This window comes from Amycolatopsis sp. NPDC057786 (assembly GCF_042797905.1).
GTDB lineage: Bacteria > Actinomycetota > Actinomycetes > Mycobacteriales > Pseudonocardiaceae > Amycolatopsis.
Map to the genome: position 1 here is coordinate 23,486 of NZ_JBHVKW010000020.1, position 23,979 is coordinate 47,464.

The following is a 23,979-nucleotide window of genomic DNA, read 5'->3' on the forward strand; positions in this document are numbered from 1 at the left end:
GTCTTCAATCACGCGAGTTACGCGCCCGATCACGCGAGTGCGGAGTTGGCACCGGCTGCCGGACCGGGCCGGGACCCGTACGTTGGACCCATGGCGAGGGAGCGGCAGGTAGCGGGCGGGGGACGGGCGGTCGAGGTGACGCCGGATCGCCTCGAAGGCTGGTACGCCCGCTTCGCCGTCCGCAACGATGGCGTCCGTTCGACAGAGCTGAAGCCGGACACCGTCACGGTCGTCGCGGACAACGGCGTAGTCGCCGTCGCGACCGTCCCTTTCGGACCGCTGGATGCCGAAGGAACCGTTCCAGGGCTCGCCGTCGGCCCGCTCATCGAACACGCGCTGATCTCGCGAAGGATCGCGCTCCTGCTGGTGCGCCGCGGCGGGCACAGTGTCGGGATCGCGCGCGGGGGAGTGGTCGTACAGTCCAGGACGGACCGCCACCTCGTCCAGGGCCGTTCGGCCGCGGGCGGCTGGTCTCAGCAGCGGTTCGCGCGGCGGCGGGAAGGGCAAGCGCGCTCAGCGCTTCGGTCCGCCGCGGACGACGCGTTCGAGGTGCTCGTCCCGCAACTGTCCGAAGTGGACGCTGTCGTGCTCGGCGGTGACCGCCGCGCCCTGGAATCCCTGCGCGAGGACAAACGTCTCGCGCCGTTGTTCCAGCGTGCCGAGGCCCGCGTCCTCGACATCGCCGAACCTCGCCGCACGGTGCTCGAAGACGCCGCGGAGCGGGCTGTCGCGGTCGAAATCACCCTGTCCGGGCCGTGACGTCGGGCACGGTCGGATAAAACCGTTCGACACCGGCCCGTACACTGATCGCGTGGACATCCTCTTGGAGTGAGCTCCTCGTCTGCCCGACGGCAGACGAGTCGAAGCTGTCCGCTCATCCACCTTTTACCGGGAGTTCCCGTGATCACGGCCTCTGGCCTGCAGCTGCGCGCCGGCTCGCGCATTCTGCTCGACGACACCAACGTCCGCATCCAGCAGGGCGACCGGATCGGCCTGGTCGGCCGCAACGGCGCCGGCAAGACCACCTCGCTCAAGGTGCTGGCGGGGGAGGGTGAGCCGTACGCGGGCGAGGTTCGCCGCAGCGGCGAGCTCGGCTACCTCCCGCAGGACCCGCGTGAGGGCGATCTGTCCGTCACCGCGAAGGACCGCGTGCTCTCCGCGCGCGGCCTCGACACCTTGCTGCGCAACATGGAAAAGGCGCAGACCGCGATGTCGGAGCTGGCGGACGAGAAGGAACGCGACAAGGCGGTCAACCGCTACAGCCGTCTCGAAGAGCGCTTCGCTTCCCTCGGGGGTTACGCCGCCGAGAGCGAGGCAGCGCGGATCTGTTCCAATCTCGGCCTGGCCGACAGGGTGCTCGAACAGACGCTGCAGACGCTTTCGGGTGGTCAGCGCCGCCGTGTCGAGCTGGCCCGGATCCTGTTCGCCGCCGCCGAGGCGGGCGCCGGCGGCAAATCCGAGACGATCCTGCTGCTCGACGAGCCCACCAACCACCTCGACGCCGACTCCATCAACTGGCTTCGCGGTTTCCTGAAGCAGCACGACGGCGGTCTCGTGGTCATCAGCCACGACGTCGAACTGCTGGCGGACGTCGTCAACAAGGTGTGGTTCCTCGACGCGACCCGCGGCGAACTCGACCTCTACAACATGGGCTGGCAGCGCTACCTCGACGCGCGCGCCACCGACGAGAAGCGTCGCCGCCGCGAGCGCGCGAACGCCGAGAAGAAGGCGTCCGCGCTGCAGCAGCAGGCCGCCAAACTGGGCGCCAAGGCGACGAAGGCCGTGGCCGCCAAGAACATGGCCCGCCGTGCCGAGCAGATGCTCTCGGCGCTCGACGAGACCCGGCAGGCCGACAAGGTCGCCCGGATCAAGTTCCCCGAGCCCGCTCCCTGTGGCCGGACGCCGCTCACCGCGGAGGGGCTCTCGAAGTCCTACGGTTCGCTCGAGATCTTCACCGGAGTCGACCTCGCCATCGACCGCGGGTCGAAGGTCGTCGTGCTCGGATTGAACGGTGCCGGAAAGACGACATTGCTCCGGCTGCTCGGTGGAATGGAAACTCCGGATACCGGCGAGACCATTCCGGGTCACGGATTGCGTCTGGGCTATTACGCACAGGAACATGAAACCCTCGACCACGACGCGTCCGTGTGGGAAAATATCCGTCATCTGGCGCCGGACACCGGTGCACAGGAGTTGCGGAACCTTCTGGGTTCGTTCCTGTTCACCGGCGAGCAGCTCGATCAGCCCGCGGGCACGCTCTCCGGCGGCGAGAAGACCCGGCTCGCGCTCGCCGGGCTGGTGTCCAGCGCTGCCAACGTTCTGCTGCTCGACGAGCCGACGAACAACCTGGATCCGGCCAGCCGCGCCCAGGTCCTGGACGCTTTGCGCAGCTTCGCCGGAGCCGTCGTCCTGGTGACGCACGACCCGGGCGCGGTCGAGGCGCTGGAGCCGGAACGCGTGATCCTCCTGCCGGACGGCACCGAGGACCATTGGTCGGCGGATTATCTGGAACTTGTCCAGCTTGCGTGAGCCTGCGTCCGTTCGGGTGCTTGATCGATGCCATCCGGCCACTGAAATGGCCCAATGTGATCGCGGTTTCAGCAGTTTTGCGCTCGTCGTCTGGCATTCCGGCGCTCAGTGTTCGATCATTGCGGCGACAGGGGCCGTTATGTGGCCCAGAACACTCTCGGCGGGAAGGCGATCGACGTGGCTGATCTCAAGAAAGGCGCGCGGATCACCGGCAACACGCGTGACAAGCTGGCCGCTGACCTGAAGAAGAAGTACGAGAAGGGCTCGAGCATCCGCGCTCTCGCGGAGTCCACGGGTCGGTCGTACGGGTTCGTGCACCGGGTCCTCTCGGAGTCCGGCGTCCAGTTGCGCGGCCGTGGCGGTGCCACCAGGGTCAAGAAGAAGTAGTCACGAGGAAGTAGCGGACTGCTGCGCGGGGGGCGCAGTTCCCTTTCCAGGGACCGCTGTTTCACGGGTTTCCGCGGCCAGGAAGGCCAGCCTGGCACCGAGCAGGACCAGCGGATACACCAGGTAGCCGTACCTCGTCGCCGGTGTGAGCATGATCAGCGCGACGAGTCCGACGGCCATGCGCAGCAGCGCGTCCGAACCGGTCGCGGGAGGACGGCGCAGGAGCCAGAGCAGGATCGCGACGGCGGCGATCCCGAGCAGGGCGAAGGAAACCGCCGTGCCCGCCGGGCCGAGCGAAGCGATGAGGTGGCCGGGCAACGGGCTCGCCGCCGGTGACTTGATCACGCCGATTCCCAGCGGGAACCGGAAGACGTGCTCGACGAACGCCTTGGGGCCGACCAGGTAGACGGGGACGTGCAGGACGAGGGTCGTCACCACGAGTGCCGCGGTGAATCCGCCGAGTGCGCGATGACCACGACGCGTGATCACCAGGACACCCAGCACCACGATCGCGGGCGCGACGATGAGTTTCGCGCTGACCACCAGCGCCAGCACCAGACCTGACAGGACCGTGCGGCCGGTCGCGGCCAGTGCGAAGGACAGCACCAGCAGCCCGACGATGGCCAGATCCGGGCCGGCGACCGCCCAGGTCAGTGCCGTCAGCGGGCAGGCGAGCGCGAGTTGCGCGGCGCTGACCGGGATTTTCGGCCATTTCAGCAGCCGCAGCGTCAGCAGCACGCACGCGACGGCGGCCAGCGCGAACATCCAGCGCGCGTCGGTGAGGGCGTCCGCGACCGGGCCGCCGCCGAAGAGGGCGCGCGGCAGACCGAAGACGGTCATCACCGGACCGTATGGTGTGTAATCGTTTACTTCCACCGCGCGACCGAGCGCGGTGACGTCGACGTACGGGGTTCCGTTCTCCAGAAGGAGTTTCGCCGACCGTTCGATCACCCAGACCTCGGGTTGCGCGGCCCAGGAGTTCGGCGTGACGAGCCAGTCCACTCCGGTCAGGCGGCGAATGACGAGCATTCCCAAGGGAAGGATCATGGCGAACAGGCCGATCGCCCCGATACCGATCCACCGCGAACCGAGCGCGCCGGGCAGCGGTTCGCCGCGCCGGGCGGCGATCGTCAGCCAGCCGGTGTGGACCACGGCGAGGCCGTAACCCGCTACGGCGAAGTTCGCCCACACGCGATAACCGTAGAACTCCGCGACGGCCGTGTTCACGACCGCGAAGATCAGGCAGCCCGTGTAGAAGACCAGGTCTATGGTCAGTCGTCGCCGGTCCGGGTCCATGGTCACCGGCTCAGGCTACCGACGTGGCGGGGCCTGCCCGAAAGAGGACGCGGAAACCGGGAAGCATCCGGTGTGCCCGGGCGTTGGTCATGCGTATATCCGGGAAAACCCTCGACTAATATCGAGGTTCTGGGGGCAAGAGAGGGTTCTCATGGACAACACTTGGTCGCTGATGAACTCGGCGATGAAGTCGGCCGACGTTCCGAAGGGACTGCACAAGGGCACGCTCCGCCGCATCACGCGGTTCGCCAGGCCGCATTGGCGGAGACTGCTGATATTCCTGGGGCTCACCGTCGTCTCGGCGGTGCTGGCGGTGAGCACTCCGGTGCTGGCCGGGAAGGTGGTCGACGCGATCGTCGGCGGGCACGACGTCTCGCTGGTGGTGTGGCTCGCCGTCGTGATCGCGGCGCTGGCGCTGGTCGACGCCGGGCTCGGGCTGGCCGAACGAGCGCAGTCGTCGAGGATCGGCGAGGGGATCATCCTCGACCTGCGGCTCGCGGTGTACCGCCACGTGCAGCGGATGCCGGTCGCGTTCTTCACCCGCACCCGCACCGGCGCGCTGGTGAGCAGGCTCAACAACGACGTCATCGGCGCGCAGCGGACGTTCACCGCGACACTGTCCGGTTTGGTCACCAACGTGATCCAGCTCGCGCTGTCGCTCGTGGTGATGATGACGCTGTCCTGGCAGGTCACCCTCCTGGCGCTGGTCCTGCTGCCGGTGTTCATCCTGCCGACGCGGCGGCTCGGGCGGCGGATGGCCGCGCTGCAGCGGGAGGCCGGTCAGCTCAACGCGTCGATGACCACGCAGATGACCGAACGGTTCTCCGCGCCGGGCGCGACGCTGGTCAAGCTGTTCGGCGACCCCGCGCGCGAGGCGGGTGAATTCGCGGCGCGGGCCGGGCGGGTGCGCGACATCGGCGTGCGCACGGCGATGCTGACACGCTGGTTCCTCACCAGCCTGACCACGGTTTCCGCGCTCGCGCAGGCGCTGGTCTACGGTTTGGGCGGCTACCTCGCGCTGACCGGGGCGCTCGCGCCGGGCACCGTGGTGGCGCTGGCGTTGCTGCTGACCAGGCTGTACTCGCCACTGACCGCGCTGGCGAACGTCCGGGTGGACGTGATGACCGCGCTGGTGTCGTTCGAGCGGGTCTTCGAGGTGCTCGACCTCAAGCCGATGATCGAAGAGAAGCCGGAGCCGCGCCGCGTTCCCGAAGGCCCGGTTTCGGTGGAGTTCTCCGGCGTCCGCTTCGGCTATCCCGCGGCGGATCGGTACTCGCTGGCGTCGCTGGAGGATGTGTCCACTTTGGACCACCGGGGCGGTGAGGAGGTGCTGCACGGCATCAGCTTCCGCGCCGAACCCGGGCAGATGGTGGCGTTGGTCGGTTCGTCGGGCGCGGGCAAGTCGACGATCGCCTCACTGCTGCCGCGGCTCTACGACGTCGACGCCGGATCGGTCAAGCTGTCCGATGTGGACGTTCGCGACCTCGGGTTCGCCTCGCTGCGGGAAACCGTCGGCGTGGTGACCCAGGACGGGCACCTCTTCCACGACACGATCCGCGCGAACCTCGAGTACGCGCGGCCCGGGGTCACCGACGCCGAGATCTGGGCGGCGCTGGAGAAGGCGCGGCTGGCCGACTTGCTCCGGGAACTGCCGGACGGGCTGGAGACCGTGGTGGGGGAGCGGGGTTACCGGCTCTCCGGCGGGGAGCGGCAGCGGCTGACCATCGCCCGGCTGCTGCTGGCGCAGCCGAGAGTCGTCGTCCTCGACGAGGCGACCGCGCATCTGGACTCGCAGTCCGAGGCGGCCGTGGGCGAGGCGCTGACCGACGCGCTCGACGGGCGGACCGCTCTGGTCATCGCGCACCGGTTGTCGACGGTCCGGGCGGCCGACCAGATCCTGGTGATCGAGCACGGGGAGATCGTCGAGCGGGGGACGCACGAAGAGCTTCTCGCGCGGGAAGGGCGCTACGCGGCGCTGTACCTGACGCAGTTCTCGGAGGAACCCGCGGCCGCGTGACCGGATGCTATGAAAGGTCCTTTCCTTGCAAAATTTGCCAGGAAAGGACCTTTCATAGCGCGCGGGAGGGGGCCCGGCGGCGGTGCGCTCGTCATCCGCGTGGACGCGGAGCTACCGCAGCGCCGGGACCCGCGCGCCGTACTTGGCCAGCAGCGCGGCGTTGGCCTCGTCGCCGCCGTCCACGTTGGAACTGCGCCACAGCGGGATGTCGACGCCCTGCGCCGCACCGAGGTCGACGACCTCGGCGAGCACGAGGTTCCACAGGAACGCGTTGATCACCGTGGACAGCGGCGCGGTCCGCGGCGCGTCCGGCGGGTAGCTCGCGTCACCGGGACGGACGTGGGAGTCGAGCACGATGCTCGCCTCTTCGAGCAGCGTCGTGGCCGCGCGTTTGGGCGCCTTGGCCACCGACGCGGCCGAACTCACCGCGATGACCGACGCCCCGCGCTTCCTGGCACCGGCGGCCAGTTCGACCGGGTACGGGTTGACCCCCGAGGTCGAGAACACCACCAGCACGTCGTCCGGGCCCGGCGCGCGCTCGGCCAGCACCTCTTCGGCCAGCCCGGAGCGGCGCTCGGTCTTGGTGCTGTGCTGCGCGCCGTGCAGCGGCAGCAGTTCGGGGTGGTAGACCGGGTACACGCAGGCGAGCCCGCCCGCTCGGTAGAAGGTCTCGGCGACCGCGGCCAGTGAATGCCCGGCCCCGGCGGTGAACACCAGGGCGTCCGCCCGGATGACCCCCAGGATCAGCTCGGCCGACTTCCGGATCTGCTCCGCGTTACCCCGTTCGGCCTCAGCGAGCCGTTCGGCGACGCCTGCACAACGTTCGGTGGTGCTCACCACATCCGCCCTTCCGTCTGGAGATCAGCGACGAATGTATCGCGTGGACCAATGGCCGAAGTGGAATACATCGGGTCATGATCGAGGTTGACCCGATCACTGCGGCCGGGGTTTCGGAGACTGGAGGATCCAGGGTGAGCGAGGCTGATCCCGCGGTGCGTACCTGGCGAGCACGTGGCCGGGTGAAAGGCGTGGTGCTGGTCCTGCACGGCGGCGCGGAGCACAGTCATGCCCGCGTCGCGCCATGGCGGCTGGCGTACCAGCGGATGGTGCCGCTGGCGAGGGACGTCCATCGGGCGGGCCGGGCGCACGGGGCAGAGGTGCGGCTCCTGCGCAACCGGATCTACGGCTGGAACGATCACGGCACCGACGCCCTCGCCGACGCGCGCTGGGCACTGGAACGCGTCCGCGAAGACCATCCCGGTGTTCCAGTGGTCCTCGTCGGTCATTCGATGGGCGGGCGGGTCGCCCTGCGCGTCGCCGACGATCCGGCCGTCATCGGCGTCTGCGCGCTGGCGCCGTGGACACCACCGGGTGAACCCATCGACGCCGTCGGCGGCCGTGCCGTGCTCATCGCGCACGGGACCAAGGACCGGATGACCGATCCGGTGGCATCACACGCTTTCGCGGAACGCGCCGAAAAGGTGACATCGCGGTCGGCACGATTTGAAATAGGCGGCGAAGGGCACGCGATGCTACGAAGGTCCCGCGTCTGGAACCGTCTCGTACGGGCTTTCACCCTCGAGCTGATCGAAGCCGGGGGAACTGACGAAACGCTGAGCGGCGCCTGGGGGCGGCCGCGCTCGGAACGGCTGCGGATCCCGGTCTAGACCGGGCGGGAGGGAGTACTCATGTCCACGTCGAGCGTCGATCGGACGGCCGGTTCGTCCGGCCTGCCCGCCCCCGACGAAAACCGGTGGCCGGGGCTGGCCACCCCGCCGCATTCCCCGTTCCGGGCACGGATCGCCGAGCAGTTGTTCCGGCACGCGGTGCGCCCGCTGAACGTCCGCGTGCGCATGCCCGACGGCTCCCGGCTCGGCGCGGGCGGGCCGGACGCGCCCGAGATGCGGCTCGACCGCCCCGCCGCCTTCTTCCACCGTCTCGGCGTGGACGCGAAGATCGGCTTCGGCGAGGCCTACATGGTCGGCGACTGGACGAGCGACGCGCTCGCCGAGGTGCTGACCCCGTTCGCGGAGCGGATGGCGACGCTCATCCCGCCGCTGCTGCAACGGTTCCGCCGGTTCGTCGACCGCGGCCACCCCGCGGGCGAGGAGAACACCGTCGAGGGCGCGCGGGCGAACATCCATCGCCACTACGACCTGTCCAACGACCTGTTCGGCGCGTTCCTGGATCCGTCGATGATGTACTCGTCGGCGTTGTTCGGCCCGGACGGCGACCTCACCGCCGCCCAGCACCGCAAGATCGACAGCGTCCTCGACTACGCCGGGGTCCGCGAAGGCAGCACCGTGCTCGAGATCGGCACCGGCTGGGGCGAACTCTCGATCCGGGCAGCCGCACGCGGAGCCAGGGTCACGTCACTGACCATTTCCCACGAGCAGGCGGCGCTGGCGACCGAACGCATCGCGGCGGCGGGTTTCGCCGACCGCGTCGACGTCCGGCTGTGCGACTACCGCGATTCCACCGGCGAGTACGACGCCGTGGTCAGCGTCGAGATGATCGAAGCGGTCGGACAGGAGTATTGGCCGACGTTCTTCGAGACCATCGGGAAGCGGCTGAAACCGGGCGGAAGGCTGGGGCTCCAGGCCATCACCATGGACCACGAACGCATGCTCGCCGCGGCCAGGTCCTACACCTGGATGCACAAGTACATCTTCCCCGGCGGGCTCATCCCGTCGACCACTTCGGTCGAACAGGGTGTGCTGGCGCACACCCGGCTGAAACTGCAGGGCGTGCGCGAGTTCGGCCAGGACTACGCCCGGACGTTGCGGTTGTGGCGGGAGAGGTTCACCCAGCGGTGGGAAGAAATCACCGAACTGGGCTTCGACGACGTCTTCAAGCGGATGTGGGAGTTCTACCTGGCGTACTCCGAAGCGGGGTTCCGCTCGGGGTACCTCAAGGTCCATCAGTTCGGATTCGCCGAAAACGGACGGTGAGGTCCACCCAACCGATGCGGGGTGCCGGACGTCCTTCACCTAGGGTCTGCGGTTGACTGGGCCCACACGCGAGATCGGGACGGGTGATTCGGCATGACGTATGGAGGCGACGACCGAGGGCGACGGATGCCGCCGCCGCAACGGCCGCCGTCCGGCCGCCCCCGGCGGCATCAGCCCGCGCAGATGATGCCGCTGCCGGGCCGGGGGAGCAGCCCGTACGACGAGCGGACGAAGCCCATGGGGCACGGCGGCCAGGAACGGCCCGCCGGCCCGCCACCGCGCCGTCCAGGCCCGCCGCAGCCCCCTCCGGGGCGCCCGATGGACGACGCGCGCCCGCCGCGGCGGCGTAAGCGCTGGGGCTTCGGCAAGGTGCTGCTCACCTTGCTGACCGTGTTCGTGGTGTTCCTCGCCGGCGTGTGGGTGTACCTGGAGTTCTCCATCAACCGCGTCGACGCCCTGGCCGACTACTCCGGCCGCCCCGTCGCGGCCGAAGGCACCAACTGGCTGATCGTGGGCTCCGACAGCCGCGACGGGCTGACCCCCGAAGAGCAGGAGAAGCTCGTCACCGGGGACAGCAAGGCCGCGGGCGGTGGCAAGCGGACCGACACCATCATGATCGCGCACGTCCCGTCCAACAGCACCAAACCGACCTTGCTGAGCCTTCCGCGCGACTCGCAGGTGACCATCCCGGGGCACGGCAAGAACAAGATCAACGCCGCGTTCTCGATCGGCGGCCCGGCGCTGCTCGCGCAGACCGTCGAGGGCGCCACCGGCCTGCGCATGGACCACTACGCCGAGATCGGCTTCGGCGGGTTCGCCAAGATCGTCGACGCGATCGGCGGGGTCCACATGTGCGTCGAGAAGCCGATGGAGGACACGCTCACCAAGATCAAGATCCCCGCCGGTTGCCAGGACCTCCAGGGGCCGCAGGCGCTCGGGTTCGTCCGCATGCGGCACAGCGAGGCCACCCCGCGTTCGGACCTCGACCGCGTCGCCAACCAGCGGAAGTTCATCGGCGCGCTGGTCAGCGAGATCGGCAGCCCCGGCACCCTGTTGAACCCGTTCTCGCTGTTCCCGCTGCTGTCGACGGGACCCGACGCGCTGACGATGGACACCGGCGACCACGTGCACAACCTGGTGGGGCTGGCGCTGGCGATGCGCGGGATCTCCTCGGGCGGCGTCGTCACCACGACGGTGCCGGTGACCAGCGGTTCGGCGGAGAACTGGGACAAGACGAAGTCGAAGCTGCTCTTCGACGCGCTGAAGAACGACACGGAGATCCCGGACAGCGCGATTCTGACCTGACCCGCCGGCCTTCTCGCGCGCCATGAAAGGTCCTTTCCTTGCAAATTTCGCAAGGAAAGGACCTTTCATGGCGTTGGGGGAGCGGCCCGGCGCCCGAAAACGGGAGGCGCCCGGAGCGACGGCGAGTCACCATGGGCGGATGGAAGCGCCCGCCGAGACCCTCGCCGACGAAGTCGTCACCCTGCGCCGCTGGAAGCCGGAGCAGCTCGAAACCCTCGCCGCCGTCGCGGGGGATTCGGACGCGCATCTCGGCGCGTGGATGCTCTGGGCCACCTACGGTTACGGCCGCCGCGAAGCCGCCGACTTCCTGGAGAACACCGCGAAGAACTGGGCCGAGGGCAGGACCTATGACTTCGCGATCCTCGTCGAGGACGAACTCGTGGGCGGTACGGGCATGATCACCCGTCCGGACCGGATCGAGATCGGCTACTGGCTCGGCCGCCACCACACCGGCCGCGGCTACGTGACCCGGGCCGCGCGGCTGCTGACCGCCGAGGCCTTCCGGCTCGGCGCGCCGGAGGTCGAGATCCGGCACGACGAGAAGAACCGCGCGAGCGGCGCCGTGCCCGCGCGGCTGGGGTTCACGATGATCGGCGACGAGGTCACCGAACCGCCGCTCGCCCCCGCCTGCGCGGGTGTCACCAGGATTTGGCGGCTCAAGCGTCCTTAGTCTCGCGCCGGCGCAACGCCGCGAGCGCCTTGTCGGCGTGCACGGTGAACTTCAGCTCGCTCTTGATCACTTCGAGCACCTTGCGGTCGGTGTCGATGACGAAGGTGTGCCGTTTGGCGTGCAGCGGGCTGAACTTGCGCCATACGCCGAACTGTTTCGCCACCACGCCGTCCACATCGGACAGCAGTGGATAGTCGAAACCGTGTTTGGCCGAGAACTCCTGTTGCTTGGCGACGGCGTCCGGGCTGATGCCGACGCGGTGCGCGCCCACCTCGGCGAATTCGGCGGCCAGGTCGCGGAAGTGGCAGCTTTCCGCGGTGCAGCCGCTCGTCATCGCGGCGGGGTAGAAGAACAGCACGACCGGGCCGGACGCAAGGAAGTCCGACAGCGTGCGCTCGTCGCCCTTGTCGTCGGGCAGGGTGAAGTCCGGGGCGATGTCACCTTGGTCCATGGACGGATCCTGCCACGTCAGTGGGCGTGGCGTTCGATCAGCTCGTCGACCTCGTCCCCGGTCGCCGAATCCGCCACGAACGAACCACGTGCCGCGAGCACGCCGTACCGCCGCAGCCGTTCGGCCTGTTCGTGACTCCGGACGCCCTCCGCGCCGATGCGCAGTTTCAGCTCCTTGGCCCTGGCGACGAGCTGGCACAGGTGGCGGACGTCGGCCTCGTCCTCGCCGTCGGCCAGCGCGTCGACGACCGCGCCGGACAGGATCACGTGGCGGACCGGAAGCCCGTGCCGCGGGATCAGCTCCAGATCGTCCGAACCGGAGATGGTCAGCACCAGCTGGGCGCCCAGATCGGCCAGTACGGCGAAGGAGTCGAGCACCTCGCCGCCTTCGTCGAGGATGGATTCGCGGTCGGTGCACAGCCGCAGCGCCTGGGCGGGCAGGTTGTGCCGGTCGAGCTGTTCCTTGACCAGCAGGACCAGATCGGGCTCGATGGCCAGCCGGTTCGGCAGCCGCACGCAGACGTCGGGAGCGGCCTCGCCGAACCTGTTCCGCCACCTCGCGGTGGCGGCGAGCGATTCGGCCAGCAGCCATCGGCCGAGCGGGATGGTCATCCCGGTGATCTGCGCGAGCGGGTAGAACTCGTCCGAGTCGAGTTCGCCCTTCTCCGGATGGCTCCAGCGCAGTCCGGCGTTGACCGCCGCGAGCTGGTCGGGATTCGCGAGCTTCACCGTCGGCTGGTAGATCAGGGAGAACTCGCCGTTCTCCAGCGCGCCCGCGATGACCGCGCCGAGCTGGTAGCGGCCACGGTCACGCGCGTCGAGTTCCGGATCGAACAGCATCCACTGCGCCTTGCCCGCCTCCTTGGCGCGGTGCAGGGCGATTTCCGCGGCGCGAAGCAGGTCTTCGGGTCCGCCCTCGGCGACCGGGCGGACGACGATGCCCGCGCTCGCGCTGACCCCGATCCCGTGCCCGCCGAGGTAGATCGGCTCGACCAGTTCCTCCAAGGCCTGCTCGACCAGCGCGATCACCTCGGGCGAGGTGAAGTCGCCGCGCAGCAGGACGGCGAACCCGTCGCCGGACAGCCGGGCGACCGAACCGCCGTGCCTGCCGGTGAAGACGGCCGTGAGCTTCTTCGCGACCCCGCGCAGCACCTGATCGCCCACGCCGGCCCCGAGACCGTCGTTGATCACCTTGAAGCCGTCGACGTCGAGGTACACGAGCGCGACCTGCTCGCCGCCGGACCCGGCCAGCGCGGCTTCGAGGGCGTTGCCGAACGCGGTGGCGTTGGGCAGTCCGGTCAGCGGGTCGTGCACGTTCTGGTGCCGCAGTTGTTCCTGCAACAGGTGGATTTCGTTGGCGTCGGAGACCATCAGCACCGGATAGGTCGAACCGGGCCGGTCACCGGGGAGGTCGGTCAGGGTCACGTCGACCCAGAGCGGTCCTTCCTCGCTGTGGTCCAGCAGCAGGCGTTCCTCCTGCGTCGGCTGGCCGTGCGTCATGAGCTGCGCGAGTGCGTTCCGCAGGCGGGCGACGTCGTGTTCGGCGGAGCCGAGATCGGGGATCTCCCGGCCGCGCAGCGACGCGGGACGACTGCCTAGAAGGCGGCCGAGTGCGGCGTTCGCCTCCACGATGGTGCCATTGGCGTCGGCGAGGGCGATCCCGACAGGAGACGCGGAGTAGAGCTTGGAGAAGCGCAGCACGGCGGGCTGATGGTCGGGCTCGGCCAAGACGGCGTCCTGGGCGACACCGAGCAGCAGCTGTTCGAGTTGCTCCTTGGGAAGCGATACTCCTTTAGTGTCAGCGAGCGTCTCGGCCCATCTCCGAGCGACGTCCACCAACCCTGGCGCGGAACCAGGTTCGGGCACACTTCACCTCTTCATGCGCGGTTGATGGCCAGCTCAGACCGGGTGTCCGAGCCCATGGGCCCACACTAGGTATGAGCCGGCCGGGTGTAGTGCCACGGCATCATGCGCGATCCGGGGTGTCTACCGGCTGAAAGGGTGATCGCTGCTACACGAGTGGTGACCGGAAGTTACCAAGAGTACTCGATCGTGGTTGTCCGATTGGTCCGGCTTCAGCGGGGCGTCAGGCGGATCGGCAGGCCGTCGGCCGGCACGGGCAGCGAGACGTAGTCCCAGCGTGCGGTGTAGTTCTCCGGTACCGACCACCGATACGCCCGCAGCATCTCGTGCAGCAGCGCCTTCACCTCGAACGTCCCGAAATGCAGGCCGATGCACTTGTGCGCGCCCCCGCCGAACGGCATCCACGCGTAGCGGTGCGACTTGTCCTCGCGGCGTGCTTCGCCGAAGCGGTCCGGGTCGAACCGCATCGGGTCGGTCCAGTGGTCCGGCGAGAAGTGGTTGACGGTGGGGGAAACCCCGACGAGTGTCCCTTCGGGGATGAAATGCCCGAGAACCTCGGTGTCCTTCACGGTCTTCCTCGCCAGGGAAGGAACCGGGGCCACCAGCCGCAGGGATTCCTTGATCACCAGGTCCAGCGTCGTCAGGGTCTCCAGTGCCTCGATGTCCGGCACGTCGTCGCCGAGCGCGAGCGACTCCCGGCGCGCGCGTTCCTGCCATTCGGGGTTCTTGGCGAGGTGGTAGACGGCGGCGGCGCTGGTGATGGTCGACGTGTCGTGTGCGGCCATCATCAGGAAGATCATGTGGTTGACGACGTCGGAGTCGGTGAAGCGGTCACCGTCTTCGGTCGTGGCGTGGCACAACGCGGTGAAGAGGTCGTCGCCGTCGCCCGCCCGTTTCGCGGGCAGGTTCGCCGAAAAGTAGCGTTCGAGGACCTTGCGGCCGTGCAGCCCCGCCGCCCATCGGCCGCCGGGAACGGGAATGCGGACGATGGCCGTGCCCGCGCGCACGGAGTTCACGAACGCGCGGTTGATCGCGGCCGCGTCGTCGCCGGACCGCATGCCCATGAACACACGCGTCGCGACGTCGAGCGTGAGTTGCTTGAGGGACCAGTAGATCCGCGGGTTCGGCCGGTCCGCCCACGCGGCGACGCCCTCGCGCAGGGCCGGTCCCATCTGGTCGACGTAGCCGGTGAGCCGCTGCCGGGTGAACGCCGCCTGCATGATCCGGCGGTGCAGGTGGTGCTCGCCGAAGTCGAGCAGCATCAGGCCGCGGTCGAAGAACTGCTCGATGAAGAACTTCCAGCCCTCCTGGGAGAAGGCCTTGTCCTTGTTCACCAACGCGATCTGCGTCGCCTCCGGGCCCGTGAGCGCGACGATGCGGCGGCCGAACGCGCCCATCCACGAGACGGGGCCGTAGGTCTCGTAGCGTTTCAGGCCGAACTCGATGCCGAAACGCATGAAGTCCAGCGCGTGGCCGATGACCGGCGGGCCCTCGTCGCCGAGGACGGGTTTGAGGCCGGGAGGAGCGGGCGCGAGTTCGCGGACCGGCCACGTCGCGCCGAGCCAGCGCTGGTCGACCGAACGTGGCAGGGGGATCGAGGTGAGCGGCGGGACCCGCTCGCGCAGTGCCCCGGTGACCTTTTCGACGGCGTTCGCCATGGTGACCATCTCCCCGCTGAGACCGGTTGCCACTCCACCATCGCACCCTTATTGACGCCTTGACAATACCTCGGTGGAGTTCCGTGAAGGCCTCCTTGAGGGACCCAGAGTCCCTCAAGGAGGCCTTCACGGACCGGTCAGGCGAGTTCGGCGCGGACCGTGCGGGCGGCCGCGACGAGGTTCCGCAGGGCCGGTTCGACCTCGGCGTACCCGCGTGTCTTCAGGCCGCAGTCCGGGTTGACCCAGATCCGCTCGGCGGGCACGGCGCCGACGGCGGTTCGCAGGAGCCCGCAGACCTCGTCGACGCCGGGGACACGCGGCGAGTGAATGTCGTAGACGCCCGGCCCGACGCCGCGGCCGAAGCCCGCCGCGCCGAGGTCCGTGACGACCTCCATCTTCGACCGCGCGGCCTCGATGCTGGTGACGTCGGCGTCGAGCGCGTCGATCGCCTTGACCACGTCGCCGAATTCCGAGTAGCACATATGCGTGTGGATCTGCGTCGCGTCGTCGATCCCGGAGGTCGCGAGCCGGAACGACGAAACGGCCCACCCGTAGTACGCCTCGTGCGCCGCCGCGCGCAGCGGGAGCAGCTCCCGCAACGCCGGCTCATCCACCTGGATGACGCGGATGCCCGCCGCCTGCAGATCGTGCACCTCGTCGCGGATGGCCAGCGCCACCTGGCGGGCGGTCTCACCCAACGGCTGGTCGTCGCGGACGAAGGACCACGCCAGGATCGTGACCGGGCCGGTCAGCATGCCCTTCACGGGCTTGCCGGTCAGGCTTTGCGCGTAGCGCGCCCATTCGACGGTCATTGGTTCCGGACGCGAGACGTCGCCGTACAGGATCGGCGGCCGGACGCAGCGCGAACCGTAGGACTGCACCCAGCCGAAGTCGGTGGCCGCGAAGCCCGCCAGCCGCTCGGCGAAGTACTGCACCATGTCGTTGCGCTCGGGCTCGCCGTGCACCAGCACGTCCAGGCCGAGGTCTTCCTGCAGCCGGATGACGCGCTGGATCTCGGCCTTCATCGCGGCCTCGTAGCCCGCGTCGTCCAGCGAACCCGCCTTGCGCGCCGCCCGCGCTTTGCGGACCTCGGTGGTCTGCGGGAACGAACCGATCGTGGTGCTCGGCAACGGCGGCAGCTCCAGCGCGGCCTGCTGCGCCGCCGCGCGCCGGGCGTAGGGGGAGCGGACGGTGTCCTCCGGCCGCAGCGCCTCCAGCCGGGCGCGCACCCCGGAGTCGGCCAGATCGGCGGCCGCCGCGCGATCCGCGGCCGCGGCACGGGCGGCGGAGAGGTCGACCCCCTCTTCCTTCAGTGCGCGCCCGAGCAGGACGACCTCGTCGACCTTCTGCTTGGCGAAGGCGAGCCAGCCCTTGAGGCGTGGGTGGAGCCCGTCCTCCCGCTCGACGTCGTAGGGCACGTGCAGCAACGAGCAGGACGTCGACACACTGACCGACCTGGCGGTGCCGAGCAACGTCGCCGCCCGGCTGAGCGCGCGGGCCGGATCGGTGCGCCACACGTTGCGCCCGTCCACGACGCCAGCCAGTACCTCCTTGTCCCGCAAGGCGGGCTCGGCGGCGACAGCGTCCACAAAGGACTCATCGGTGACGAGGTCGACGGCGATCGCGTCGATCGGGGAACGGGCGAGCACGCCCAAGCCGCGACCGAGACCGCCGAAGTACCCGGCGACCAGGATCTTCGGTCGCGCGGTCTCCTTCGCGAGCCGGTGGTAGGCGCGGATGAGCGCGTTGAGTTCCCGCTCGGTGCGGTCCGCGGCGAAGGCGGGTTCGTCGAACTGGACCCATTCGACGCCTTCGTCGTGCAGACGCCTTAGCAGCTCGACGTAGCCGTCGAGAAGGTTGTCGAGCAGGTCCAGCGGGCGGAAGCCCTCCGGGGCGGTCTCGGACGGCTTCGCCAGCAGCAGGAACGTCACCGGGCCCACCAGCACGGGCCTGGTCTCGACGCCGACCGCGCGGGCTTCGCGGTACTCGTCGAGCGGTTTGGTGCCGGTGAGCGAGAACGTCGTGTCCGGGCCGAGTTCGGGGACGATGTAGTGGTAGTTCGTGTCGAACCACTTCGTCATCTCCATCGCCGGCGCGTCCTGCACCCCGCGTGCGGCGGCGAAGTACGTGTCGAGCGGCGAGAGACCGAGTGTCGTGAAGCGCTCTGGCAGCGCGCCGAACAGCTCGGCGGTGTCGAGCACCTGGTCGTAGTGGGAGAAGGTGTTGCAGGGGATGGAATCCAGCCCCGCGTCCTGGAGTTCGCGCCAGGTCCTGGTGCGCAGCGCGCGGCCGGTGCCGAGCAGTTCGGCCTCGTCGATCTTGCCCGCCCAGTAGCGTTCGACTGAACGCTTGAGTTCCCTGTCCGGTCCGATCCGGGGATAGCCCAGCACTGTCGTGCCGATTTCGGTCACAGCTCTCTCCTCGCGAGCTTGTCGGGCGAGCCCGGAGCGCGCAGGAGTGACCGCCGTTCGGTCGCGCCCATCCCACGAGGCCCGGACTCACGCACGCCGTCGGCGCGCGTACCACGGGCAGGTCTTCGGACTCGTGGGCGACTCGCTCGTTCCTACCGGCCGTCGCTTCCCGGGGCGCCATGTCCCAGTGCTTTACCGTGTCTCGCACGGTGACGGCTTTCGTTCCCACATACCGCTGCGGGGCAGTCCCGGATTCACACCGGGTTCCCTGTTACCTCGACCGGCCGGGAAGCCGGGCGAACCAGTAGCACTCCGGAGCGTACCGAGGGGCGCTAGTGGCCCGCTGGACATGTGACGAACCGGACGCCACGCGTGACCAGACGGACGACACGCGTGATCAGATGGACGACACGCGTGATTGAACGGCGAACTCGCGTGATCGGGGGCGTAACTCGGGTGATTGAGGGCGTAACTCGCGTGTCTGGAAACGGAACACGCCGGGCGGAGGCCGCCCGGCGTGTCGTCCGTCTGATCACGCGAGTTCGCCGCTCAATCACGTGAGTTACGTGTCTGAACACGCGAGTTACGTGTTCGAGCACGCGAGTTGCGTGTGGGGGGTCAGTCCCAGTCGAGGGCTCCGCCCGACTGGTACTCGATGACGCGGGTCTCGAAGAAGTTCTTCTCCTTCTTGAGGTCCATCGCCTCCGACATCCACGGGAACGGGTTCTCCGTCTCGCCGAAGATCGGCGCGAGACCGATCTGCTGCGCCCGCCGGTCGGTGATGAAGTGCATGTACTGCTCGATCAGCTCGGCCGAGAGCCCGAGCATGCCGCGCGGCATGGTGTCGCGGGCGTAGGCGACCTCGAGTTCGCACGCCTCGGTGAGCATGGTGCGGACCTCGGCCTGGAACTCCTCGGTCCACAGGTGCGGGTTCTCGATCTTGATCTGGTTGATGCAGTCGATGCCGAAGTTCAGGTGGATCGACTCGTCACGCAGGATGTACTGGTACTGCTCGGCGATACCGACCATCTTGTTCCGGCGGCCGAGCGAGAGGATCTGCGCGAAGCCGGTGTAGAACCACATGCCCTCGAAGATCACGTAGAAGGCGACGAGGTCGCGCAGGAAGGCCTGGTCGGCTTCCGGCGTGCCGGTCTCGAAGTCCGGGTTCTCCAGGTTCTGCGTGTACTTCAGCGCCCACGCGTCCTTGTCCGAGATGGACGGGACCTCGCGGTACATGTTGAACAGCTCGCCCTCGACCAGGCCGAGGCTCTCGCAGATGTACTGGAAGGTGTGCGTGTGCACGGCCTCCTCGAACGCCTGGCGCAGCAGGTACTGGCGGCATTCGGGGTTGGTGATCTGCCGGTACACCGCGAGCACGATGTTGTTGGCCACCAGGGATTCCGCGGTGGCGAAGAAACCGAGGTTGCGCTTGAGCATGGTGCGCTCGTCCTCGGTGAGGCCGTCGGGCGACTTCCACAGCGCGATGTCGGCCTGCATGGCGACCTCGGTCGGCATCCAGTGGTTGTTGCAGCCGGCGAGGTACTTCTCCCACGCCCAGGTGTACTTCATCGGCAGCAGCTGGTTGACGTCGGCGCGGGCGTTGATCATCCGCTTGTCGTCGACGTTGATCCGGGCGGCGCCGACTTCGATCTCACCGAGGCCGGTGGCGTCGGTGGCGGGGTCAAAGGTGGTCATAAAGGCTCCAAGAGGCGTCGTGAGTGGTAAGGACGGTTAGAACCGGCCTTACCACTCACGAGGATGTTTACTGGCAGGCTTCGCAGTCGGGGTCGTCGATCCGGCAGGCGGCGCCGTCGGTGGCGACGAAGTCGACGTCCGAGACCTTCGGCATCTCCTTCGGCTCCGGCTTGGCGGCCGGTGCCGGGGCGGTCACCGGGACGGCCGGGACCGCGGCGGAAGCCGACGGCGCGGGCGAAGCGGCGGGAGCCGGCGCCGGGGCGGCGGCCTTGGGTGCGGCCGGGGCCGGGGTGGCCGAAACCGCGTTCAGCTTGCCGTCGGTGCCGCGCAGGGTGCTCTTCTCCACGTGGGTCGCGGACCGCGCCCGCAGGTAGTACGTGGTCTTGAGGCCCTTGTGCCAGGCGTAGCGGTACAGCTCGTCGAGCTTACGGCCGCTGGGTGCAGCGATGTACAGGTTCAGCGACTGAGCCTGGTCGATCCACTTCTGGCGCCGCGAACCGGCGTCCACCAGCCACTTGGACTCGATCTCGAACGCGGTCGCGTACAGCGCCTTCAGGTCGTCCGGCACGCGGTCGATCTGACCGAGGCTGCCGTCGAAGTACTTCAGGTCCGACACCATGACCTCGTCCCACAGCCCGCGCTCCTTGAGCGAGCGGACCAGGTGCGGGTTCACCACGGTGAAGTCACCGGACATGTTCGACTTGACGAACAGGTTCTGGAACAGCGGCTCGATCGACTGCCCGACGCCGCAGATGTTGGAGATCGTCGCGGTCGGCGCGATCGCCATCACGTTGGAGTTGCGCATGCCGACGGTCTTGACCCGCTCGCGCAGCGGCGCCCAGTCCAAAGTGGACGAGGTGTCGACGTCGAGCGCGTCGCCCTGGCGCGCGTCGATCAGCAGCTGCATCGAGTCGATCGGCAGGATTCCCTTGCTCCACAAGGAACCCTCGAACGTCTGGTACTGGCCGCGCTCCTCGGCGAGGTCGGTCGACGCAGAGATCGCGTAGTAGCTGATGTGCTCCATGCTGGTGTCCGCGAACTGCACGGCCTCGTCCGAGGACAGCGGCACACCGATCTCGAACAGCGCGTCCTGGAAGCCCATCAGGCCGAGGCCGATCGGGCGGTGACGCAGGTTGGAGCGGCGCGCCTCCGGGATCGTGTAGAAGTTGATGTCGATCACGTTGTCGAGCATGCGGACCGCGGTGCGCACGGTCTTCTCGAGGCGCTTGGTGTCCAAGCCCTCGGGGGTGACGTGCTTGAGCAGGTTCACCGAGCCGAGGTTGCAGACCGCGACCTCGTCGGTGGTGGTGTTCAGGGTGATCTCGGTGCACAGGTTGGACGAGTGCACGACACCCACGTGCTGCTGCGGCGAACGCAGGTTGCACGGGTCCTTGAAGGTGATCCACGGGTGGCCGGTCTCGAACAGCATGGTCAGCATGCGGCGCCACAGGTCGACCGCGCGGACCTTGCGGAACACCTTCAGCTCGCCGCGCTCGGCGGCGGCCTCGTACTCGCGGTAGCGCTCGGCGAACGCGTTGCCGTAGAGGTCGTGCAGATCCGGGGTCTCGTTCGGCGAGAACAGCGTCCACTGCGCGTCGGCCTCGACGCGGCGCAGGAACTCGTCCGGCACCCAGTTCGCGGTGTTCATGTCGTGCGTGCGGCGACGGTCGTCACCGGTGTTCTTGCGCAGGTCGAGGAATTCCTCGATGTCCACGTGCCAGGTCTCGAGGTACGCGCAGGCCGCGCCCTTGCGCTTGCCGCCCTGGTTCACCGCGACCGCGGTGTCGTTGGCGATCTTGAGGAACGGCACGACACCCTGCGACTGGCCGTTGGTGCCCTTGATGTGCGCGCCGAGGCCGCGGACCGGGGTCCAGTCGTTGCCGAGACCGCCCGAGTACTTCGCCAGCAGCGCGTTGTTCTTGTACGCCTGGAAGATCGAGTCCAGGTCGTCGTCGACCGTGGTCAGGAAGCAGGACGACAGCTGCGGGCGAGTGGTGCCCGAGTTGAACAGCGTCGGGGTGGACGCCATGAAGTGGAACGTCGAGAGCAGCTCGTAGAACTCGATGGCGCGGGCTTCCCGGTCGTCCTCGCGGATCGCCAGGCCCATCGCGACGCGCATGAAGAACGCCTGCGGCAGCTCGAAGCGGACACCGTCGTGGTGCTGGAAGTACCGGTCGTACAGGGTCTGCAGGCCGAGGAAGCCGAAGTCGAGGTCGCGCTCGGCGCGGATGGCCGCGGTGATCTTGTCCAGGTCGAAGGTCTGGAGCTCGGGGTTGACCAGCTCAAGCTCGATGGCGCGCTTGAGGTAGTCCCGGAAGTACTGCGGGTACCGCGCGGTCATTTCGTCCTGGCTGGCCTGCTGCGGCACGCCCGCGAGGTAGCTGAGCGCCTCGCCGCGGAGCTTGTCCGCGAGCAGCCGGGCACTGACGTAGGAGTAGTTCGGCTCCTGCTCGACGAGCACGCGCGCGGCCATGATCTGGGCGAGGGCGAGTTCGTCGGCGCTGATGCCGTCGTAGAGGTTGCGCTTGGCCTCGGCCAGCACCGGCTCGGCGGAAACGTCCTCGAGCCCGGCGACGGCCTCGCCGACCACGTGCGAGACGCGGGCCCAGTCGAGCGGACGGAGCGAGCCGTCGGCCGTCTTGACGCTGATGGCGACGTCGGATGACGCGGGCTTCTCGGCCTCGCGGGCCTTCGCGCGCTCATCGCGGTACAGGACGTACGCGCGGGCGACCTTGTGGTGCTCGCCGCGCATCAGCGCGAGCTCGACGATGTCCTGGATCTGCTCGATGTGCAGCGCGGTCTCGGGACCCGCGTGGCGGAGCAGGGTGGTCTCGATCTGCTCGGTCAGTTCCTTGACCAGGTGGTGGATCCGCGACGAGGCGGCCGCGTCACCGCCCTCGACGGCGAGGAAGGCCTTGGTCACGGCGACCGAGATCTTGTTCGCGTCGAAGGGGGACACGCTGCCGTCCCGCCGGATGACTCGCACGGTCGCGGGCGTGGTGTCCGAGGACGAGGGCGGCCGCTGACCGGTTTCCAATGACATGCGTCGTCTCCACTGTGTCTCTTAAAAAAGGCGCGTTGAAGCACCACAAGGCCGCATAAGGCCGTGCGCTGCACGTTCACAAAGCTGTCCGGCAACCGCTCCCGAGCGGTCTCCCCGTCGCTGGGCGGTACCGGTCCCCAGAGACTACATGTAGGGGTCGGAGGCTGCACGTGCCCCAATGGGTGGCGTGTCGTCGGCTCACCCTGGCGGGTTAGACGATCACGCTGAGCGGCCGGTCAGCCGCCGAAAACGATCTTGAAGTCGCGCAGGCAGGCGCTCAGCGCGGGCCGCTGACCGGCGAGGAAGCCGAATGGGCCGGACTCGTTGATCCGCCAATCGGCGGCCGCGGGACGCGGGTTCGCCGTCGCTCGGACGGGGCTTCTTTTGAGACGTCCGTCCAGCATTTGGACGACGTCGAAGGCCGCGGGCATCCGCACCGGAAGGCTCGGACGGGGGGTGAACGCCGCCGTCGCGATCCAGTCTTCGTGGGTGGCCGCCGAGGCCGTGAAGGTCCGCCCGTGCGTGAAGTCGAGCGCGGCGAGATCCTTGGGGATGCCCCACAGCGCGCGTCCGCCGGCGAGGGAGACCTCGCTGTCGACCCAGATGTCGGTGATGGAGCTGGAGAGACGTTCGCCGCGGACCGCGACGGTCGCCAGCAGTTCGTGGTACTGGAGCTGCCCGGGCTCCTGGTAGTCGATCCACGCGGTGAACACTTGGGCGCGGCCGCCCAGTGTGATCGGCTCGGCGCCGCTGGGCAGTTCGGGCAGTTCGTTCACCGGGACACGCCAGATCGACAGGTATGCCTGACCCGCCAGGTTCCAGGGCTCCGGGGGATAGGCGGTCACGAGTTCCGCCACGGCAGGCAGGCCGGCTGGTCGGTGTCGACGCGCATGGAGAACTCCGGTGGTCGTTTCTGCAGGAAGGACACGACGCCTTCGACGGCGTCCGGACTGGAGCCCAGGCCGCCGATCAGCTTGGAGTCCAGTTCGTGCACGGGGAACGGCGATTCCGCGCTGGCCATCCGGTACAGCAGCTGCCGGGTCACCGCGACCGACACCGGCGACGTGGTCGTGGCGATCTCGATGGCCAGTTCGCGAGCCTTGCCGAGCACTTCTTCGGGCTCATGAACACTGTGGACCAGCCCGGCGGTTTTCGCTTCCTCGGCACCGAAGACGCGCCCGCTGACCATCCAGTCGAGTGCCGTGCCCATCCCGACGAGCCGTGGCAGGAACCACGCGGACGCGCCTTCGGGGTAGATCCCGCGGCGGACGAAGACGAAACCGAACCGGGAATCCGTGGACGCCAGCCGGTAGTCGCACGACAGCGTGATCGTGACGCCGCCGCCGACGGCCGCGCCCCGCAGGGCCGCGATCACCGGCTTGTTCATCGTGAAGATCCGTTTCGAGCAGCGTCCCGCCGGCTCCTGCCAGGCCGCGTCCGGACCGGTCTCCGGGTCGAAGTCGAAGCCGCCCTGCGTGAGATCGGCGCCCACCGAGAAATCCTTGCCGTTGCCGGTCAGGATGACCACCCGGACGTCCTCGTCGCGGTCGGCCCGGTCCATCGCGTCGCCGAGTTCGTCGGCCATCCGGATGGTGTAGCCGTTGCGGGCCTCCGGCCGGTTGAGCGTGACGGTCGCGATGCGGTCGGCGACCTCGTAGGTGATTTCGGCGTACGCGCTCATGACGTGAAAGTAAGGCTACGTTG

General features: G+C 68.6%; 18 protein-coding genes and 1 riboswitch. Of the genes, 8 read left to right on the forward strand and 10 right to left on the reverse strand.

Annotated features, from left to right (window positions below; genetic code table 11):
- Positions 1 to 90: 90 nt before the first annotated feature.
- The 3 genes from ACFVM3_RS14295 (at position 91) to ACFVM3_RS14305 (ending at position 2,916) form a co-directional block, all read left to right on the forward strand.
- The gene (locus ACFVM3_RS14295) at positions 91 to 759 is read left to right on the forward strand and encodes an acVLRF1 family peptidyl-tRNA hydrolase (protein WP_378438745.1); all 669 of its coding nucleotides are present in this window, start codon (positions 91 to 93) and stop codon (positions 757 to 759) included.
- A 141-nt stretch (positions 760 to 900) separates the two neighbouring features.
- The gene (locus ACFVM3_RS14300; RefSeq protein ID WP_034311834.1) at positions 901 to 2,529 is read left to right on the forward strand and encodes an ABC-F family ATP-binding cassette domain-containing protein; all 1,629 of its coding nucleotides are present in this window, start codon (positions 901 to 903) and stop codon (positions 2,527 to 2,529) included.
- Positions 2,530 to 2,706: 177 nt separating this feature from the next.
- Positions 2,707 to 2,916, forward strand: coding sequence for a helix-turn-helix domain-containing protein (locus tag ACFVM3_RS14305; RefSeq protein WP_003071237.1), 210 nt, complete (start codon positions 2,707 to 2,709; stop codon positions 2,914 to 2,916).
- Here the strand turns inward: ACFVM3_RS14305 and ACFVM3_RS14310 are convergent, their stop codons facing one another.
- Complete coding sequence (locus ACFVM3_RS14310) at positions 2,917 to 4,218, reverse strand: glycosyltransferase family 87 protein (RefSeq protein WP_378438747.1); 1,302 nt, start codon at positions 4,216 to 4,218, stop codon at positions 2,917 to 2,919.
- A gap of 145 nt (positions 4,219 to 4,363) precedes the next feature.
- On the opposite strand from ACFVM3_RS14310, the gene ACFVM3_RS14315 reads away from it, so the two are divergent.
- A complete protein-coding gene (locus ACFVM3_RS14315) occupies positions 4,364 to 6,229 on the forward strand; it encodes an ABC transporter ATP-binding protein (protein ID WP_378438749.1) in 1,866 nt (621 codons plus the stop codon).
- A 111-nt stretch (positions 6,230 to 6,340) separates the two neighbouring features.
- Here the strand turns inward: ACFVM3_RS14315 and ACFVM3_RS14320 are convergent, their stop codons facing one another.
- A complete protein-coding gene (locus ACFVM3_RS14320; RefSeq protein WP_378438751.1) occupies positions 6,341 to 7,069 on the reverse strand; it encodes an SIS domain-containing protein in 729 nt (242 codons plus the stop codon).
- 131 nt (positions 7,070 to 7,200) lie between these two features.
- Between ACFVM3_RS14320 and ACFVM3_RS14325 the strand changes: the two genes are divergently transcribed.
- The 4 genes from ACFVM3_RS14325 to ACFVM3_RS14340 all read left to right on the forward strand — a co-directional run bounded on the left by ACFVM3_RS14325 (position 7,201) and on the right by ACFVM3_RS14340 (position 11,155).
- Entirely contained in the window at positions 7,201 to 7,896 is a 696-nt protein-coding gene (locus ACFVM3_RS14325) for an alpha/beta hydrolase (protein ID WP_378438753.1), read from the forward strand.
- 21 nt (positions 7,897 to 7,917) lie between these two features.
- Entirely contained in the window at positions 7,918 to 9,180 is a 1,263-nt protein-coding gene (locus tag ACFVM3_RS14330; RefSeq protein WP_378438755.1) for a class I SAM-dependent methyltransferase, read from the forward strand.
- Positions 9,181 to 9,273: 93 nt separating this feature from the next.
- Entirely contained in the window at positions 9,274 to 10,485 is a 1,212-nt protein-coding gene (locus ACFVM3_RS14335) for an LCP family protein (protein WP_378438757.1), read from the forward strand.
- 139 nt (positions 10,486 to 10,624) lie between these two features.
- Positions 10,625 to 11,155: a GNAT family N-acetyltransferase gene (locus ACFVM3_RS14340; RefSeq protein WP_378438850.1), complete on the forward strand. Its 531-nt coding sequence runs from the start codon at positions 10,625 to 10,627 to the stop codon at positions 11,153 to 11,155.
- On the opposite strand, the gene ACFVM3_RS14345 is transcribed toward ACFVM3_RS14340, so the two are convergent.
- The 8 genes from ACFVM3_RS14345 to ACFVM3_RS14380 form a co-directional block, all read right to left on the reverse strand.
- Positions 11,142 to 11,606: a peroxiredoxin gene (locus tag ACFVM3_RS14345; protein WP_378438759.1), complete on the reverse strand. Its 465-nt coding sequence runs from the start codon at positions 11,604 to 11,606 to the stop codon at positions 11,142 to 11,144. The genes ACFVM3_RS14340 and ACFVM3_RS14345 overlap by 14 nt on opposite strands.
- 17 nt (positions 11,607 to 11,623) lie before the next feature.
- Positions 11,624 to 13,471 (reverse strand): putative bifunctional diguanylate cyclase/phosphodiesterase, encoded by a 1,848-nt coding sequence (locus ACFVM3_RS14350; protein ID WP_378438761.1) that lies wholly within the window; start codon positions 13,469 to 13,471, stop codon positions 11,624 to 11,626.
- A 209-nt stretch (positions 13,472 to 13,680) separates the two neighbouring features.
- A complete protein-coding gene (locus ACFVM3_RS14355; protein ID WP_378438852.1) occupies positions 13,681 to 15,126 on the reverse strand; it encodes a cytochrome P450 in 1,446 nt (481 codons plus the stop codon).
- A gap of 137 nt (positions 15,127 to 15,263) precedes the next feature.
- Positions 15,264 to 17,537, reverse strand: a complete 2,274-nt coding sequence (gene metE, locus ACFVM3_RS14360; RefSeq protein ID WP_378438763.1) for a 5-methyltetrahydropteroyltriglutamate--homocysteine S-methyltransferase — start codon at positions 17,535 to 17,537, stop codon at positions 15,264 to 15,266.
- A 98-nt stretch (positions 17,538 to 17,635) separates the two neighbouring features.
- A riboswitch (cobalamin riboswitch) is annotated at positions 17,636 to 17,858 on the reverse strand.
- 297 nt (positions 17,859 to 18,155) lie between these two features.
- Positions 18,156 to 19,232, reverse strand: a complete 1,077-nt coding sequence (locus ACFVM3_RS14365; protein WP_378438764.1) for a ribonucleotide-diphosphate reductase subunit beta — start codon at positions 19,230 to 19,232, stop codon at positions 18,156 to 18,158.
- Positions 19,233 to 19,299: 67 nt separating this feature from the next.
- Complete coding sequence (locus ACFVM3_RS14370) at positions 19,300 to 22,275, reverse strand: ribonucleoside-diphosphate reductase subunit alpha (protein WP_378438766.1); 2,976 nt, start codon at positions 22,273 to 22,275, stop codon at positions 19,300 to 19,302.
- 236 nt (positions 22,276 to 22,511) lie between these two features.
- Complete coding sequence (locus ACFVM3_RS14375) at positions 22,512 to 23,120, reverse strand: acetoacetate decarboxylase family protein (protein WP_378438768.1); 609 nt, start codon at positions 23,118 to 23,120, stop codon at positions 22,512 to 22,514.
- Positions 23,117 to 23,956 carry an enoyl-CoA hydratase-related protein gene (locus ACFVM3_RS14380; protein WP_378438769.1) on the reverse strand — a complete coding sequence of 280 codons (840 nt, stop codon included), beginning with the start codon at positions 23,954 to 23,956 and terminating at the stop codon, positions 23,117 to 23,119. Before ACFVM3_RS14380 ends, ACFVM3_RS14375 begins: the two co-directional genes overlap by 4 nt.
- Positions 23,957 to 23,979 lie beyond the last annotated feature (23 nt).